Source organism: Thioalkalivibrio sp. ALgr3, assembly GCF_000377325.1.
GTDB lineage: Bacteria > Pseudomonadota > Gammaproteobacteria > Ectothiorhodospirales > Ectothiorhodospiraceae > Thioalkalivibrio.
In genome coordinates, this window is sequence record NZ_KB897985.1 from 58,133 (window position 1) to 73,488 (window position 15,356).

Consider the following 15,356-nt stretch of genomic DNA (forward strand, 5'->3'; position numbering starts at 1 on the left):
AAATTGGGGGGGTGCATGGATGATCCAAGCCAGAAACGCGTTTCAAGTCCGATCGCCACCGGGGGCGAGGGCGTGTTCTTCGAGCAACACGTCGCGGCTTACTGGCTAGCGCAGCTGCTCGTCCGCAGCATCCCGCCGATCCTGACCGATACCGGCGTCACCGAAGTCCATTTCCAGACCGAACATCTCGGCTTCAATACGGACGACGTTCTCGTCGTCTGCGCGCGCGCAGACGGGGCGACTGCGCGGCTCGTCGGGCAGGTGAAACGCAGCTTCACCATCAGTGCCGCCGACGACGAATGCAAGAAGGCCATTGGCGACTTCTGGAGGGATTTCAAGCAGGCCGACCCTTTCAATCCCCAGCACGACCGCTTCGTGCTCGTCACGCTGCGCGGTACGAATACGCTTCTCGAGAATTTCGTCGGGCTGCTCGACTGCGCGCGGGGCGCGGCCGACGGCGAAGAATTCCAACGGCGGCTGTCTCGCGACGGCTTTATCGCGAAGAAGTCCGTCCACCAGTGTAACGAGCTCTGCCGCATCGTCAGCGCATTGGAAGGAACACCCGTCATCGCCAAAGACCTGTGGCCCTTCCTGCGGGTGCTCCATGTCCTGAGCCTCGACCTGCACACCTCCACACGCCAAACCGAGGCGCACATCAAGACGCTGCTCGCTCTCAAGTCTACCGACCCAGATCCCGTCGCCAGTGCGACGGCTGCCTGGGATGTTCTTCTAGGCCATGCCAGCGAGGCCGGACCGGCGGCACGGAGCGTGAAACGCGCCGACCTTCCAGCCGCTCTCGTCCTGGCGTACAGCGCGGTGGGCGCGCACGAGCAGCGGGTACTGATGGCACTGAATAACCACACGGACTACGTGCTGCGGAAGATCCGCACGACGGTCGGGCCTGCTTTCCACCTACGGCGCGCTGGCATCGTCCACAAAGTGCTTGCGGCCATCGAGGCGAGGCAAGTCGTCCTTATCACGGGCCCGGCGGGCAGCGGTAAATCCGTCATCGGGAAGGAAGCGGTAACCTTTCTCTCCCGCGAATTCTTCGCTTTCGGGTTCCGAGTCGAGGAATTCGCCGTCGCCCACATCGACGAAACACTCCACAACAGCCAGATCCCGGCGCGCGCCACAGAGCTTCAGGCCATCCTCGGCGCACAGGGCCGCAAGGTGCTTGTGATCGAGAGCGTCGAACGCCTGCTTGAGAAACCGACGCGCGACGGGTTCAGCGACCTCATGACGCTCGCCCAGTCCGACGACGGCCTCGGTATCCTCATGACCTGCCGCGACTATTCTGTGGAGCAGGTACGGGCCAGCTTTCTCCAGGCAGCGGGGATTGATCACGCGGTCATCGAAGTTCCGCCGCTTGACGACACCGAATTGCAGGAAATCCAGGCCGCCTTCCCGTCGCTGGCAGTCCCACTCGCCAACCCCGCGCTGCGCGAGATCCTCCGCAACCCGTACTTCATCGACAAGGCATTGCAGATTCCGTGGGACGCGGGACGCCCGCTTCCGGAGAGCGAGCGCGATTTCCGCGCCGTCTTCTGGCGGCAGATCGTGCGCGCGGACCAGAGTCCGGCCGACGGCATGCCGCGTCTGCGCGAAGTGGCATTGCAGGAGCTGGCGGTGCGCAGGGCGCGTGCCCTGTCGGATTACGTGCCAGCTACTGGACTCAATGCAGCAGCCATCGCCCTCCTCAAACAGGACTCCCTCGTTGTTTCGCCCGACTGCAATGCTTTGCTCGTGGCGACGGCGCACGACGTCCTCGAGGACTGGGCCATCCTTCAATGGATCGAGGAACAGCACCTCACGGATGAGACGGCGTTCAAGGCATTGTCGTCAGCGATAGGGACCCATCCTGCGGTGCGCCGCTCGTACCGGAAGTGGGTTGCCGAGCTGGTTGACCGCGACGCACCCGCAGCGGACCGGCTGTTCAGCGCAGCTATCGCACAGGCGGACGTACCCGCCCAGTTCCGCGACGATACGTTGGTCTCGCTGCTCAAGGCACCGTCCGCGTCAGAATTCCTCACGCGTCACGAGGCCGAGCTGCTCGCCAATGACCGCGCTATCCTCAAGCGGGTCATCCACCTCCTGCGCGTCGCCTGTGTGACTTCGCCCGCGTGGCTTGCCGACGTGCGCGGCCACAGCTCGATCCTGAGCGTGCCGGAAGGCGCGGTCTGGGCAACCGTCGTGAGGCTGGTGCACCGCAACATAGGCAGTTTCGGACAAGAAGACGCACCGCTGCTTCTCGCGTTGATCGAGGATGCCGTGCGGGGCGTCAGCTGGGGGGCACCTGACATCGACGGGGCCGAACATGTTGCCGGCATTGCCCATTGGCTCCTCCCGCGCTTTGACCACTACAGGGGAAAAGACACGCGCCAACGCATTCTGAAGGTGATTGCGAAGATCCCGAAAGCCGATCCCGCGCGCTTCGAAGCCGTCCTGCGCGGGCAGATCAAGGAAGGGCGCCGCCGCGATCCCGTCGCCGAGGAATTCCGCGACATCCTCCTTGCGGGGCTCGACGGTGCGCCCGCCGCGCGCGACCTGCCGGACCTCTTGATCTCCGTCGCACTGGATACCTTCCTCGCCACGGAGGAATATCTACGCGCGGAACCCTATGGCCGCTCATCCATCGACGTTGACCTTTACTTCGGCATCAAGGAACACCTGCGCCATGATTTTTCCCCTGCCAGTGCCTTCCGAGGGCCGTGGATCAACCTGTTCATGCACCATCCGAAGAAAGGCCTCGACTTCCTGATCCAGGTCTTCAATCACAGTGCCGAGTGGTACGCGCATCCGCGTCTCCGTGACCCCCTCGAACCCGCCTGGGAAGTCGAGCTCATGTTTGCCAACGGGACCACGCGGAAGCAATGGGTGAACCCGCGTCTCTGGGGCCTGTATCGCGGCATGACCGTCGGGCCTTATTCGCTCCAGTCGCTGCTGATGGCCTTCGAGAAGTGGTTGCTTGGCGGCGCCAAATCCCATCCCGAGGGGCTCGACGCGGTACTGCTCGAAATTCTCCAGCGCAGCAATTCCGCCGCGCTCGCAGCCGTCGTCGCAAGCGTGGCGACCGCTCATCCTCACCGGTCAGGCGAGGCCCTTCTGGTGCTGCTGTCGGTGCAGGACTACATCGAGATCGATCGCAGCCGCATGGCTGGCGAGCATCAGACTTCGACCCTCACGGGACTGTTGCCTACCATTCGCGCCGAAAACAAGATCTACGAAGAGGAGCGGAAGAAGTCGAACGCGCTGCCGCACCGAAAGCACGACCTTGAAGCGGCCATCGCAAACCTGCAATTCGGTCCTCTGGCCCCGCGGGTTCACGCCATCATCGACCGCCACATCGCTGCACTGCCCGAGCCGGACAAACGCAACAAGCACGACCTGAGATGGCAGCTCGCCCTTCACCGTATGGACTTGCGTCAGTACGACCTGGCCCACGAGCAGCCCGCAGCGAGCGATACATCAGCAGCGGACGGCGAAGGCTCTGCGAGGAATTACATCCGCCTCGAACCCAAGACTCCGGCTCCGGAAGTTCAGCAACTCATTGACGAGAGCACGAAGGAGATGGGCGAGATGAATGCCCGCCTGGGTGTTTACATGTGGGGCCTGCAAGTCTTCCAGCGGGAGGCCGGCTCTGCCGACCCCGCCCAGTGGCGGGAGAAGCTGGCAAGTGCCAAGGGGATCGACCGCACCGCGGAGCATCCCGACAACAGCCATAACGCTCCAGGATTTGTGGCTGCCGTCTGCGTCCGCGACCACTGGGACGAGATGTCGCCGGAAGAGAAGGAGTGGTGCATCGACGTCATCTGCTCCGAAATCTCCAGCCACGCGGACCAGTGGGGAACCATCGACCGCATGCAGCGGTTCTCGATGCTGGCTGATCGCCCCTGTGCCTTCGTCGTGCCGCTGCTGCTCTCCAAGCCCCTGACTGAAGCCCAGACGCCGCGTGTGCGCAAGGCCTTTATTGCCGCGCTAACCCATCCGGTCGACGAGGTGCGGTGGTACGCCACGTGGGGCGTGAATGACAAGTTCTGGGTTGCGAACCCCACTCTTGCCCTGCGCGCCGTCAATGCCATCGCAACCGAGGCCGCTCTTGCCGACCATGACTGGAACGCCGACAAGAAGAAGAGTTATGACAAGCGGCGCACGCCGGACACGATCTCGGCCGCCGCGGCCGCAGACGTTCGCGGGCGGTTCTGGATCGAAGGGGAAATCGCCGAAGATGCGCACATCAGGTTCGACATCACCGAGGTATTCGGAGCCGAGGCGCACACACAGATCCTCGCGATTCTGGGCCAGGTTCCCAACGTGCCTCTTGCTGTGGCCGCACATCGGCGCGCGAGCGAAGACCTCGTGGAGTGTTGGAACCGTGAGCACGATCGTTCTCCCGACCGGCGCGACAGGAATTTTCACAGGGAGCAGGTCATATCCGAGCGCATTCAGCAATTTGTAATGCGCGCGTCAGATGCCGATGCCGAGCAAGTCCTACAGCCAATCCTCGAGGCCGTTGACCGGCATCCGCGCGAGATCCACAACATCATCCAGGGGTTAACGAGTAGCGAGGACAGCAACCCAAATACGCCGCATTACTGGTTCCTATGGAACCTGTTTGCCGAGCGTGTCAAGAGCGCCAAGTGGCTCCCACATCTGGACACGGAGCATCCCCACGGTAGCGAGGTGCTGTCGACGATCTTTCTGACCGCGTGGTGGAAGGACAGCGTCCGTCACTGGAGGAGCCTTGAAGGCTACGCCCATAACGTCAACGCGCTCTTCGACGCGCTGCCGCCGGTCTGGATCGTGCTGGACAGCTATATCCGCTTCCTCTACCACATCGGCGAGCGTTCCATGCCCGCCGCGTTCGTACGCATCGCGAACAAGCTCAGGCGCGGAAATCCCATCGACATGCTGCGTGAGTCCAACACCGTTTTCATGCTCGAAGTTCTTCTCCAACGGCATGTCTACGTACGGCCGCTGGAACTCAAGCGCGATCCAGACTTGCGCGAGGCGATCGTGTATGTGCTCGATGTTCTTGTGGAGAGCGGTTCTTCCGCCGCGTTCAGGATGCGGGACGATTTCGTTACGCCGGCTGCCTGATGCTCCCCAGTCTCTTGCCAAGAAACTGGCTAAAAGATGCGTCGTAGGTTGTCTCAACAATTTTCGCCAAGCCCTTGCTGAGATAAGGGGGCAGTGCGCTTATCGGTTGAGTAGATCACGACGATCCACGCTGAAGTAGGCGCCGGTTACTGGCAGATGATCGAAGAGTCCAGCCGAGTTTTAGGGACCTCAGACGCAGGATAACGGGGTCGGTCCACGGTAACGATCGCAAGGTGCGGGAGGCGAACCGGCAGACGCTCGAACTGCTGCTAAATGGTCTGACAGTGGAAGGCCTGCCTGAACGGGACGGTAGTCGGGTCTGGCACTCAACCGGTCCGTGATTGCCGTTCGTCCGCGGCTGAAGGGTATAGCGCGGTGACAGGGTCCGGGTGACGGTCTATGGGTTGCCATGCACAATGAGTCGACGCAGCCCGTGGCGCAAGGAGCCCGTGCAATGAATTTCAAACAGGTGGCCCTGGAGAACTTCCGGCATGTACAGAGCCTGGAAGTGTCGCTGCACGAGCGCTTGACGGTGCTGGTGGCGCCCAATGGCCAGGGCAAGACCACGTTGCTGGACGCCCTGGCGGTGCTCATGGGGCCGTTCGTTGGCGCCTTCGACATGGGCAAGCGGCACGGGCGCCACATCCTGCACTCGGACGCACGCTACCGGGGGCAGGCGGAATTGGCGGAGCTCGAGCAGCAGTACCCGGTGCGTATCCATGCCCATATGTCGGGTCTGGGGGAGCATGACGCCGAGGCTTCGATCCTGAGGGAGCTGACCGGTCCCGGCAGCCGCACCACGATCAAGGGGGCCGCACCGCTCGCAAGCTATGGAAGTGATTTGATGGCGCAAGTGCGGGCATTCGAGCCTGTCACGCTGCCGCTGGTGAGTTACTACGGCACCGGGCGCCTGTGGAAGACGCACAAGAACCTCAAGCACAAGGCGGTTCTCAGTGCGAGCCGCACCCTGGGCTATGAGGACTGCCTCACGTCGGCCTCGAACTACTTTCAGCTTCAGGAGTGGGTGGGCAAGGCGACCATGGCGGTCTTTCAGGGGCACTCGCGTGGCGATGGCAATATGGAACGCCTCCGGGATCAGCTCGGGGCCGTGGCCGAGGCGGTGGACCGGGTGATGGAGCCCCAGGGCTGGAGCGAGTTCCATTACAGCCTGATGCATGAGGAGCTGGCCATGCAGCAGAAGGGGCAGGGGACGCTGCCGCTCAGCCTCCTCAGTGACGGCGTCCGAACCATGGTGTCCATGGTGGCAGACATGGCGTGGCGCTGCGCCAAGCTCAATCCGCACCTTGGCCGGGACGCGGCCGCCCGGACCCCCGGGGTCGTGCTGATTGATGAAGTGGATCTGCATCTCCACCCCGAGTGGCAGCAGCAGGTTGTGCAGAGCCTGCGAGCAGCCTTCCCGCTGGTGCAGTTCATCGTGACCACGCACAGCCCCCAGGTGCTGACAACCGTGCCCCGCGAGTGCATCCGCCAGCTCGGTACCGAGTGGGATGATGAGCAACAGACATGGAAAGCGACGGCGACCGAGCCGGATTTTCAGACGGAGGGCGTGGCCAGCCCCGACACGCTGGCGCGGATCATGGGCATCGACCCGGTCCCGGACGTTGTGCCGGCCCGAAAACTCGCGGCGTACCGCCAGGCAATCGAGGAGGGGCGACAGGATACTCCCGAGGCGAGGGCGCTCAGAGACGAATTGCTTGGGCATTTCGGAGAGCAGCACCCCGAGATGCTCGAATGCGAACGCCTGCAGCGCTTTCAGGAGATGAAGCGCAGGATGAAGGCCAAGGGAACGGGTCCGGATGCATAAGCTGGAACGCCCGGAAGCTCCACGTTGCCTGGGCAGGTATAGGGCGGGGCGAGATGGGTGGGGAGACGTCACCTCGCCCGACAAGACCATGCTCTGGGAACGGCTCGACGCTATGCAGTCCGAGCGGTGCGCCTACTGCGAGGTCGAATTGCGGCAGGGTCAGCGGCATATTGAGCATTTCCGGATGCGGTCGACTCATCCCCGGGATACCTTCGCGTGGGAAAACCTGTTTGGTTCATGCAACCGGCCTGACTGCTGCGGGAAACACAAGGACCCGACGAGGCACGACCCCGCTGATCTCATCAAGCCCGATGAAGATGATCCGGATGAATACCTGCGGTTCTTGGCCAATGGCCGGATTACGCCCCGGGCCGGTCTGTCGGCAAGGCAGGTACACCGGGCCAAGGAGACTGTGCGCGTGTTCAACCTCAACCATGAGTCTCTGCGCTGGATGAGATACAGAGTTGTTCAGGGCTATCTGTTCCAGGCCGAAGAGCTGGTTGCATGGTCCGAAATCGATCAGGCGGAGTATGAGCAGTACCTGCGCCGAGAGCTGGCTGCGATCTCGGGAGAGCCGTTCGAAACCGCTATCCGGCACTTCCTGACGGAAGCCTAGACTGCGACGAGGGACGCCATGGCCGGGCCAGAATACACGGACGTCGAGAAGCCGCTGATCGATCAGCTGGTCGGGCTGGGGTGGACGCACCTGGCCGGGTCGGTCGAGGATCCGGGCGTGACCCGCCGCGAGAGCTTCGCGCAGGTGGTGATGGAGCCGGTGCTGCGCGAGCGGGTGCGGGCGATCAACCTGCGCGCAGGCGAGCCCTGGCTGGACGAGAAGCGCCTGGATCAGGCGGTGTCGGCGGTTACGCGCATCCCGGCCAGCAAGGTGATGGAGGCGAACCGGCAGGCCACCGAGCTGCTGCTGGGTGGCCTGACCGTGGAGGGCCTGCCGGACTGGGACGGCGGCCGGGGCCAGACCATCCGGCTGATCGACTGGGACGAACCGGCGAACAACCACTTTGTGGTGGTGAACCAGTTCAAGGTGAAGTGCCCACCCGGATTCGATGTCGGCAAGGGCCACATCATCCCGGATCTGGTGCTGTTCGTGAACGGCATTCCGCTGGTGGTGGTGGAGTGCAAGAGCCGCACGGTGCCGGAGGGCATCAGCCAGGCGGTGGATCAGCTGCGGCGGTATCACGACCAGCGCTTCCAGGATTTCGAGGTCGAGGAGCACGAGGGCGCGCCGGCGCTGTTCGCGACCAGTCAGTTGCTGGTCGCCAGCAACTTCGACGAGGCGCGCGCGGGCACCGTGGGGGCGGCGTTTGCCCACTACCTGAGCTGGAAGACGGTGGTGCCGCGGCGCGAGTCGGAGGTGGCCGAGGCGCTGGGCGTGGCGGAGCTCTCCGCCCAGCAGCGCCTGGCGGCAGGGATGCTGGCGCCGGATACGCTGCTGGATATTGTGCGCCATTACACGCTGTTCATGAACGCGGGCGGGCAGACCATCAAGCTGGTCTGTCGCTACCAGCAGTATCGCGGGGTGACCCGCGCGATCGAACGGCTGAAGACCGGGGCGACCCGGCGCGAAGACGGCGAGGTGGACCGGCGCGGCGGGATCATCTGGCACACCCAGGGCAGCGGCAAGAGCCTGTCGATGGTGTTTCTGGTGCGCAAGCTGCGCACCGACCCGGAACTGCGCCGCTTCAAGGTGGTGGTGATCACCGACCGAAAGGATCTCCAGGCCCAGCTCTCGGAGACGGCCGCGCTGACCGGTGAGACGGTGGCGACCGCGCCGAATACCACGCGCCTGAAACAGCTGCTGGCCCGGGAGGGGCCGGGGCTGGTGTTCGGCACCATCCAGAAGTATCGCGACCCCGACACCGAGGGGGAGGGCGGCGCCGGCGAGGCGCCGGGGGATGCGGCGCCGGACGACCTGCGCAAGGTGGCGGATCCGCCCGGCGAGTACGCGACCCCGGCGGCCCCGAAGCGCAGCGAGCCGTTCGAGGTGCTGAACACCAGCGAGGACATCCTGGTGCTGGTGGACGAGGCGCACCGGACCCAGGCCGGCGACCTGCACGCGAACATGATGCGCGCGCTGCCCAACGCGGCCCGCATCGGCTTCACCGGTACGCCCATCCTCATGGGCGAGAAGAAGCGCACGCACGACATCTTCGGCGACTACATCGACCGCTACACCATCAAGGAGGCGGAGCAGGACGGCGCCACCGTGCCGATCCTGTACGAGGGGCGCACGGTGAAGGGCGCGATCAAGGACGGGGCCAGCCTGGACGGCCTGTTCGAGGACCTGTTCCGCAGCTACAGCAAGGAAGAGCTGGAGGCGATCAAGAAGAAATACGCCACCAAGGGGCAGATCTTCGAGGCGCCGCAGCTGATCCGCGAGAAGGCCGCGGACATGCTGCGCCACTACGTGACCCATATCCTGCCGAATGGCTACAAGGCCCAGCTGGTGGCCTACAGCCGGCGGGCGGCGGTGCGCTATTTCGAGGCCCTGAACGAGGCCCGGGACGAGCTGCTGCAGGAGGCGATGGCGCTGTCGGTGGAGGACAAGCAGCTCGACGATGCGCAGCTGGTGGCCCGGCCGGAGCGGGTGAAGGCGGCGATCCAGGCCTGGCGCTATCGGGACCTGCTCCGGCGGGTGGAGTTTGCCGTGGTGATCAGCGGCGGCAACAACGACGATGCGGCGTGGGCGCGCTGGACCGACCGCAGCGCGGTGGAGAACCACATCCAGCGCTTCAAGAAGCCGCTGACGCACGACGACCCCGAGAAGGCCGATCCGCTGGCCTTCCTGATCGTGAAATCCATGCTGCTCACCGGCTTCGATGCGCCCATCGAGGGGGTGATGTACCTGGATCGTTCGATTCGCGAGGCGGAGCTGCTGCAGGCGATCGCGCGCGTGAACCGTACCGGCCACCACAAGACCCACGGCATCGTGGTGGACTACTTCGGCGTGGCCAATCACCTCAAGGAGGCCCTGGCGGCCTACAGCGAGGAGGACATCGAGGGCGCCCTGCAGAGCCTGAAGGACGAGATCCCGCTGCTGCGCGATCGTCATCTGCGCGCGGTGGACGTGCTGCGCCAGCAGGGCGTGGAGCGCCTGGAGGACGTGGAAGAGGCGGTGCAGGCTCTTGCGGACGAGCGGGTGCGGGCCGAGTTCACGGTGAAGCTGAAGGAGTTCAGCCAGAGCCTGGATGACGTGCTGCCACGCCCGGAAGGGCTGGAGTTCGTCAACGATGCCAAGCAACTGGCTCATATCCACGCGCTGGCCCGCAACCGCTACAAGGATGTGCCGTCGCTGGGGCATGACGTGGGCAACAAGGTGCGCAAGCTGATCGACGACTACGTGATCTCGCTCGGCATGGACCCGCGCATTCCGCCGGTGCAGCTTACCGATGCCGACTTCGAGCGGCACCTGAACCGGCAGGTGGGTGATCGCGCCAAGGCCTCCGAGATGGAACACGCGGTCCGTTCCCATATCCGCAAGCACCTGGACGAAGACCCGGTGAAGTACGAGCGGCTGAGCGAGCGGCTGGAGGAACTGCTGCAGCAGCTGGATGGCCAGTGGGCGGAGCAAGTCGATGCGCTGGAGGGGCTGATCCGGCAGCTGCGCGAGGATGAGCCCGTGGACGGCGAGGCGCTGCCCGATCTGCCGGCCCACGCGGTCCCGTTCTGGCGTGAACTGGTGCAGAGCACCGGTGCGGACGGTGCTCCGGCCGGGGAGGCCGAAGCGGGTCGGCTGATCAACGTCACCGAGGAACTGCTCGGGGTGATCCAGGACGAGATCGACGTGCCCGATTTCTGGAAACCGTCCCATATCCCGGACCAGGAGCGGCTGAAGGGCCAGCTGTTCCAGCACCTGGTGGAGCGGGACGTGGTGCCGGTGGAGGAGGTCGAGCCGCTGGTGGAACGCCTGTTCGATCTGGCGCGGGCCAACCACGACCGCCTGGTCAACGCATGACGGAGCTACAGGTAGAAGACCTGACCTTCCGGGTGCGGGAGAGCCGGCGCCGCAAGACGCTGGAGATTACCGTGGACCGCGATGGCGAGCTGGCCATCGCGGCCCCGGCGGGGACCGATCCGGAGCAGATGCGTGCCTTTGTGGTCGAGAAACGCGGCTGGATCTACCGCAAACTGGCGGAAAAGGCCCGGCGCCACCGGCCACTGCCGAGAAAGGAATACGTCGACGGCGAGGGTTTTCTGTACCTCGGGCGCAGCCATCGCCTGAAGACGGTCCCGGCGGCCGAGCAGGCCGTTCCCCTGAAGCTCGATGGCGGGCGTTTCCGCATCCGCGAGGATGCCCTGAGCGATGCCCGGCGGCATTTCATCCAGTGGTACACCGCGCGCGCCAACGACTGGCTGGGCCGCCAGGTGGATGCCCACGCGCAGCGCCTCGGCCTGTCGCCCGCGGGCGTCCGGGTGCAGGACCTCGGGTTCCGCTGGGGCTCCTGCGGCCGGGGCGGCTGGCTCTACTTCCACTGGAAGACGATCCTGCTGCCCCGGAACATTGCCGAGTACGTCGCGGTGCACGAGCTGATCCACCTGCACGAGCCCCACCACACCCCCGAGTTCTGGCGCCGCCTCGAACGTGCCATGCCCGACTACGACCAGCGCAAGCGCTGGCTCGCCGAACACGGCATCGAAGTGGAGGGGATCTGAGTGCCTTTCCAACTGTCAGGCGAGGCTCGATGCCCGACAGCTATTTTTGTAAAACGCTATTAGTGAGGAGTGTTTATGCCCAGAATGATTGTGACGCTACGTCGTGACGGACAAACGGAAACGAAGGAAATCAAGGCGCCCGGCCTGGCGGAGGCCCGCAACCTGGCTGCCACGGATTACCCTGACGCCGAAATCGTTTCGGTTGAGAAGGCATCGGGTGAAGGTGGCAGCAAAACTGGCGGAACATATGAAGGACCCGCTTCCTCCAGCGTGGACGTTGGGCCGACCGGAAAGCATCAGGAACAATCCGAAGCATCCGTTCAAGCGCACGCGGGCGGAGAGCATGTCGAGGGGAAAGCGGCCGGTTCTACGTCATTGCCCTCTGGTAACGGGAATGACTCGGTGACCGATCTGCTTTATTCGCGCAACCTGCTGGGGCCGGCCCTCGCGGTGATCGGTCTTGTGGTCATCGGTATCGGCATCATTGCTGGCCTTGTCAATGCCGCCAATCTCCCGGATCGGGCGGATGGCCTGACGGTGATGGCGGCGATGTTGAGCGTGTGGTTATATACGTTGGTCAGCGGCCTTCTGATCCTGGGGGTGGGTGCGATGGTCACCTATCTTTTCCGCATCCAATCGATGATGGCGCGCGACCGCCGCGGGTGACCGGGAGCGGGACCCATGGTCGCGTCCCTACACGCACGAGTTCTGGCGCCGCCTCGAACGCGCCATGGCCGACTACGACCAGCGCAAGGGCTGGCTCGCCGAACACGGCATCGAGGTGGAGGGGATCTGAGTGCCGACCGGCATCGACGACGGCTGGAAGCGCGGGTTTGGTCGCGATCAGGCCGGATGACAGCGGGATGCTCGGGTGGGAGCAGCGCCGAGGGCGGCTAACGCACGGTGATCGACTCTGCAGGCATTTCAGGGTTGGGCTTGTGCTGATCGATATGCTTGAAATCGACGGCCATCCGGGCGCCTGGATCGCTAACGGGGACGGCACGGACGGTCAACTTCACCTTGTTGCCGAGTTCGATGGTCAGCCGTCTGGGTCGCTCGCTCTGGAAACATCCCTGCTCGGGGAAGAACAGAGCCACCTCGCGGCACCCGTATGCGGCGGCATAGGTGCTGATTTGATAGAGGTCCGAGTTGGACAAATCTCGGAGAAGATCCTCGCCGGCGAGGATTTTCCATTTGGTGTCGAGGATGGACACGACGGTGTTGTGCCGGTTCAACAGGGCGATGTCGGGCCGCATTCGCCGTCGAGGTGAACCACGCTCCTCGGTGACCAAGTGTTGGATCGGGCCTTGTTCTTGCAGCCTGAGGCCGGCGCGCCGCACCTCGGGCTCTATCAGGCTGGCGGTGTATCGCTCGAACAGCCGGTTCATGTCGAATAGAAGGCTGAAGGTACGGCTTGGGCCGCCGCGAACGTCGAGGTACTGGCCGGAAAGGAAGAGATGGGCGAGGTCGACCACGGGCGCGTAGCGTCGCTGCATCCGGTTCAGATCATCGCCGCGTGGGGCCCATTCGTGTCGCTGCAACGACGGGACATGGGCGAAACGCATGCGCAGTGACGCGATGTACTGGCGCAGGAGGGGATCCGACACGAGTGTCTGCAGAAGATCGAGGGCGGTTTTCAGCAGGCGGTTGACCGGGGTGTCCGTACTGAGTTCATTAAACCGACAGGCGATGCGTTGTGGGTGGGTGAGGTTCTCGCGTTGTTGACGCACCATGTCGATACGCCCGCGGACCATGCCCAGGTTGTCCTCGACGTCCCGGTAGTCCTGCAGCATGCCATGGCGAAGCTGGTGATCGAGGAGTTCGGCAAAATGCCGGATGAAGATGTCCAGCAGGAGCGCTTCGCTGTGTGCCAGGCTCGCGGCGCCCATATCCAGCGCATTGAGTTCGCTTCCGCGGCTCAGCAGAGTTAGCAGTGTCTGGCGCTGGTGCGCGGCCGACTGATAGGTGGACAGCTTGGGCAGGACTTCGATCTGGACATTGTCGAGGCGGAAGACGCCACAGAACTGGCGAAACTTGACGCGCTGATGCCCCCATTCGAGGCAGCCCCCGGGCAATTGCGGCTCGGCCTCCGCGAGCAGGTCGGCCTCCCGGCGGTAAAGGTCGCCGTGTTCGTCAATCGCGAGCCAGCCGTGTTCGCGGGCAAGAAGCTGCCTCATTCGTCCACGTCGCTCACGTTCTCGTAAATCTTGCGGATGGCATCCGGCGCAATGTCTCCGGTTGCCTTGACCTGATAGTCGGGCTTCTCAGGGCCGGGATGTAATGACCCCCGGGTTTTTGCTCACCCTACGCGCTTAACGCGGGGTGGGCCCGTGGCGCCGCATAGCCCAGTGCCTGATGCGGCCGTTGCTCGTTGTAGTACCGGATCCAGTCGCCGATCACCGCCCGTGCGTGACCCAGGGACTCGAAGCGGTGCTGCCAGATGCACTCCTCTTTCAGTGAGCGGAAGAACCGCTCGATCAGACCGTTCTGTTCCGGCGTGTACGGTGTGGTGAACTCCTGGTTCAGACCATAGGCCTTCACCGTCGCGGTGAACCGCCGTGAGCTGAACACCAGTCCATTGTCGGACCGGAGTGCCAGCGGTTGTGCCACCCGCTGGAGCACACCCAGGCGCTGGATCAGCGCTTCTTCAAGGGCCGCCTCGGCCGTCGGGCTGCTCCCTCGGCTGGACAGCCGCCAGCCAAGGACCTCCCGGGTACAGCAGTCCACGATCACGGCGAGAGCGGCTCGCCGGTCCTTGCCGCACCAGACCTGCGTCAGGTCGGTGGCCCACCGCTCGTCCGGCCGGGTCGCCACCGACGGCAGGCTCTTCGCCCGAGGGCGGTGGCCTTGAGGCCGTTTGCGCACCTGCCAGCCCTTGCGCTGCAGGATCCGCTGGACGGGCTTGCGGTTCACGCCCAGCACCGCCGCCAGGCGGCGGTACCCATAGGTCGGGAACTGCTCCAGCTTCGCCTTGACCTGCGCCACCAACCACTCGTTCAGCGGCGTACGACGCCGGGTGGGCCGGTAATAGACGCTCCGGCGTGGGACCTCCAGCCAGCGACACAGCCGGCTCAGCGATACCGCATGGCCTTCCGCTTCCATCTCCGCCTGCAGCGACCTTACGAGTTCTCCTCGTCGTCGAGCAGGCGCCGCCACTTTTTAGTGCATAGACCTGCAGGTGGGCCTCACCCAGCGCCTCCCGCGTCTCGCGCAGCTCCGACTCGTACTGCTCGCGCAGATCCTTCGGACGGGACTTGAAGCCGTTCTCCATGTTCTTCTGCGCCTCGTCCATCCAGCTCTCGACGTCGGACACCGCCAGATCATGCTGGCGCGCCAGCTCCGCCACCGTGGTCTTGCCCTTGAAGATGTCCATCACCACGGCCGTCTTGCGCTTCGCCGTCCACCGCTTCACCGGTGCTTCTTCGCTCATCATGCCCTCCAGTTGGCCCCACAATAACCTGTGCAGCCGTCGAGGCGGTCATTTCACAAGCAGGCAGCGATACCCTGGTGAAATATCCCCCGAAGATCCTTCGCACTACCTGGCGCAGCGGCTCCAGCGCCTCGAAGCGGGTCCCGGGTCGAGCCACGTGGATCCCCAGGCCCTCGGCGTTGTAGTGGTCCACGACGGCAAAGACCGTCACCTGCCCGCACTCCGGCAGGAAAGTCGTGGTGGCGTCGGTCGCCCACATCCGGTTGGGCGCCTCCGGAACGATGGTGCCGTCGTGCACGTCGGGGCCGAGGTTGCGGCGGGCCCGATACGGAG

8 protein-coding genes and 3 pseudogenes are annotated in these 15,356 nt (G+C 64.3%); 7 read left to right on the forward strand and 4 right to left on the reverse strand.

The window, feature by feature from the left end:
- Positions 1–15 precede the first annotated feature (15 nt).
- The 7 genes and pseudogenes from C998_RS0110455 to C998_RS15380 form a co-directional block, all read left to right on the forward strand.
- Positions 16–5,097 carry a hypothetical protein gene (locus C998_RS0110455; protein WP_018870814.1) on the forward strand — a complete coding sequence of 1,694 codons (5,082 nt, stop codon included), beginning with the start codon at positions 16–18 and terminating at the stop codon, positions 5,095–5,097.
- A 454-nt stretch (positions 5,098–5,551) separates the two neighbouring features.
- A complete protein-coding gene (locus tag C998_RS0110460; RefSeq protein ID WP_018870815.1) occupies positions 5,552–6,922 on the forward strand; it encodes an AAA family ATPase in 1,371 nt (456 codons plus the stop codon).
- On the forward strand, positions 6,915–7,538 hold the full coding sequence (ptuB, locus tag C998_RS0110465) for a retron Ec78 anti-phage system effector HNH endonuclease PtuB (RefSeq protein WP_026279572.1): 624 nt from the start codon (positions 6,915–6,917) through the stop codon (positions 7,536–7,538). The genes C998_RS0110460 and ptuB overlap by 8 nt, the downstream gene beginning before the upstream one ends.
- An 18-nt stretch (positions 7,539–7,556) precedes the next feature.
- On the forward strand, positions 7,557–10,895 hold the full coding sequence (locus tag C998_RS0110470; protein ID WP_018870817.1) for a type I restriction endonuclease subunit R: 3,339 nt from the start codon (positions 7,557–7,559) through the stop codon (positions 10,893–10,895).
- Positions 10,892–11,593: a M48 family metallopeptidase gene (locus C998_RS0110475; RefSeq protein WP_018870818.1), complete on the forward strand. Its 702-nt coding sequence runs from the start codon at positions 10,892–10,894 to the stop codon at positions 11,591–11,593. The genes C998_RS0110470 and C998_RS0110475 overlap by 4 nt, the downstream gene beginning before the upstream one ends.
- 84 nt (positions 11,594–11,677) lie before the next feature.
- Complete coding sequence (locus tag C998_RS14840; protein ID WP_156001284.1) at positions 11,678–12,259, forward strand: hypothetical protein; 582 nt, start codon at positions 11,678–11,680, stop codon at positions 12,257–12,259.
- 28 nt (positions 12,260–12,287) lie between these two features.
- Positions 12,288–12,389 (forward strand): annotated as a pseudogene (locus C998_RS15380) (M48 family peptidase); the annotation flags it as partial.
- 97 nt (positions 12,390–12,486) lie between these two features.
- On the opposite strand, the gene C998_RS0110485 reads toward C998_RS15380, so the two are convergent.
- The 4 genes and pseudogenes from C998_RS0110485 to C998_RS15195 all read right to left on the reverse strand — a co-directional run.
- The gene (locus tag C998_RS0110485) at positions 12,487–13,770 is read right to left on the reverse strand and encodes an McrC family protein (RefSeq protein WP_018870820.1); all 1,284 of its coding nucleotides are present in this window, start codon (positions 13,768–13,770) and stop codon (positions 12,487–12,489) included.
- 127 nt (positions 13,771–13,897) lie between these two features.
- Positions 13,898–14,695 carry an IS3 family transposase gene (locus C998_RS0110490; protein WP_018870821.1) on the reverse strand — a complete coding sequence of 266 codons (798 nt, stop codon included), beginning with the start codon at positions 14,693–14,695 and terminating at the stop codon, positions 13,898–13,900.
- A 181-nt stretch (positions 14,696–14,876) separates the two neighbouring features.
- Positions 14,877–15,026, reverse strand: a pseudogene (locus tag C998_RS15385) (DUF1153 domain-containing protein); the annotation flags it as partial.
- Between the two features lie 79 nt (positions 15,027–15,105).
- Positions 15,106–15,356, reverse strand: a pseudogene (locus C998_RS15195) (IS3 family transposase); the annotation flags it as partial.

Excerpts from the sequence above, each read along its gene's own strand:
- C998_RS0110455 (WP_018870814.1), top strand. The coding sequence starts at position 16 with ATGGATGATCCAAGCCAGAAACGCGTTTCAAGTCCGATCGCCACCGGG.
- C998_RS0110475 (WP_018870818.1), top strand. The coding sequence starts at position 10,892 with ATGACGGAGCTACAGGTAGAAGACCTGACCTTCCGGGTGCGGGAGAGC.
- C998_RS14840 (WP_156001284.1), top strand. The coding sequence starts at position 11,678 with ATGATTGTGACGCTACGTCGTGACGGACAAACGGAAACGAAGGAAATC.
- C998_RS0110460 (WP_018870815.1), top strand. The coding sequence starts at position 5,552 with ATGAATTTCAAACAGGTGGCCCTGGAGAACTTCCGGCATGTACAGAGC.
- C998_RS0110490 (WP_018870821.1), bottom strand. The coding sequence starts at position 14,695 with ATGGAAGCGGAAGGCCATGCGGTATCGCTGAGCCGGCTGTGTCGCTGG.
- ptuB (WP_026279572.1), top strand. The coding sequence starts at position 6,915 with ATGCATAAGCTGGAACGCCCGGAAGCTCCACGTTGCCTGGGCAGGTAT.
- C998_RS0110485 (WP_018870820.1), bottom strand. The coding sequence starts at position 13,770 with ATGAGGCAGCTTCTTGCCCGCGAACACGGCTGGCTCGCGATTGACGAA.
- C998_RS0110470 (WP_018870817.1), top strand. The coding sequence starts at position 7,557 with ATGGCCGGGCCAGAATACACGGACGTCGAGAAGCCGCTGATCGATCAG.